A 1,704-nucleotide genomic window follows, 5' to 3' on the forward strand; every position below is an offset into this window, starting at 1 on the left:
CGACAGACGGGGCCGCGACGGAGGGGTCCGCCCGGGTCGCCGCCTGGCTGGAGGCTCAGCTGCACCTGCTGGTGAGCGGCGAACTGCTCGCCGCCGAGGGGCCGGGACCGGGCGGGCGCGGCCCCGTGCCCCCGGTCCGGCTGCCCTGACGCGCGGTCATCGCAGGTACGCCAGTCCCGGGTGCGCCTTCGTGTAGCCGTCCACCAGGCGGCGGGCGACGGAGACCGAGTCGACCAGCGGGTGCAGGGCGAAGGCCCGGACCGCGTCGGCGCGCGATCCGCTCGCCGCCGCGTCGAGCACCGCGCGCTCGACGGCCTTCACCGAGGTGACCAGGCCCACCGCGTGGTAGGGCAGCGGGTCGGCGGCCAGCGGCCGGGCGCCGTTGGCGTCCACCAGGCAGGGCGCCTCGATCACGGCGTCCGCGTCGAGCACGGCGAGGGTGGAGCGGTTGCGGACGTTGAGGATGAGGGTGGCCTGCTCGTCGCGGGCGATCGCGCGCATCAGGGCGAGCGCGACCTGTTCGTAGCCGCCGGAGTCCAGGTCGCTCTCCTCGCGCTCGCCCGCGCCGGCCACGTCCCGGTTCTCCGACATGTAGGTGGCCTCGCGCTCGGCGCGGGTGCGGTCCCAGGTGGCCAGGGCGGGGGTCGCCGGGTCCTTCATCCGGCCGTAGAAGCCTTCCTGCTGCTCGCGGAGGAAGGCGCCCCGGGTCTGCGCGGCCTCCTGGTAGGCGCGGACGGCCTCGCGGTTGAAGTAGTAGTAGTGCAGGTACTCGTTGGGGATCGCGCCCAGGGAGCGCAGCCAGTCGGCGCCGAACAGCCGGCCCTCCTCGAAGGAGCCCAGCAGTTCGGGGTCGGCGAGCAGGCGCGGGAGTTCGTCGCGGCCCGCGACGTACAGCCCGCGCACCCAGCCGAGGTGGTTGAGGCCGATGTAGTCGACGCGGGCCAGGTCCGGGTCGGCGCCGAGGACGCGGGCGATGCGGCGGCCGAGGCCGACCGGTGAGTCGCAGATGCCGATGACGCGGTCGCCGAGGTGCCGGGACATCGCCTCGGTGACCAGCCCGGCCGGGTTGGTGAAGTTGATGACCCAGGCGTCCGGGGCGAGCCGGGCGATGCGCCGGGCGAGGTCGACGGCGACGGGCACGGTGCGCAGCCCGTACGCGATGCCGCCGGCGCCGACCGTCTCCTGCCCGAGCACGCCCTCGTCCAGGGCGACCCGCTCGTCGGCGGCCCGGCCCGCGAGACCGCCGACGCGGATGGCGGAGAAGACGAAGTCGGCGCCGCGCAGGGCGTCGTCCAGGTCGGTGGTGGCGCGGACGGCCGGCGCGTCCGGGACGTCCGCGGCCTGTTCGGCGAGGACCCGTGCCACGGCGGTGAGCCGGTCGGTGTCGGTGTCGTAGAGGGTGACGGCCGACACGCGGCCCTCGGCGTGGTCGGCGAGCAGCGCCCCGTACACCAGAGGAACCCGGAATCCGCCGCCGCCCAGAATTGTCAGCTTCACGCTTCCGCATGGTACGTGGGGCGGGTGCGGGGCGGCCCGGTGGCGAGAGGGCCGGAGCCTTCGTCCACCGGGCCGCCCGGGGTGCGCGGGCGGGTCTCAGTCGCCGTGCCACCAGCGGGTCACGACGCTCCAGAGCCGGGCGGGCGCGCCGGGCTTGCGCTGGCTCGGCACGCCGGCGGCGTGTCCGCCCGGTGTGCCGGTGACGTC

General features: G+C 75.8%; 1 protein-coding gene. It reads right to left on the reverse strand.

The features are described from left to right. Nucleotides 1-156: 156 nt before the first annotated feature. Nucleotides 157-1,497 carry a 6-phospho-beta-glucosidase gene (locus MHW47_RS35195; RefSeq protein WP_239227877.1) on the reverse strand — a complete coding sequence of 447 codons (1,341 nt, stop codon included), beginning with the start codon at nt 1,495-1,497 and terminating at the stop codon, nt 157-159. Nucleotides 1,498-1,704 lie beyond the last annotated feature (207 nt).

Origin of the sequence: Streptomyces sp. OfavH-34-F (assembly GCF_022347745.1) — a bacterium.
Taxonomy (GTDB): domain Bacteria; phylum Actinomycetota; class Actinomycetes; order Streptomycetales; family Streptomycetaceae; genus Streptomyces.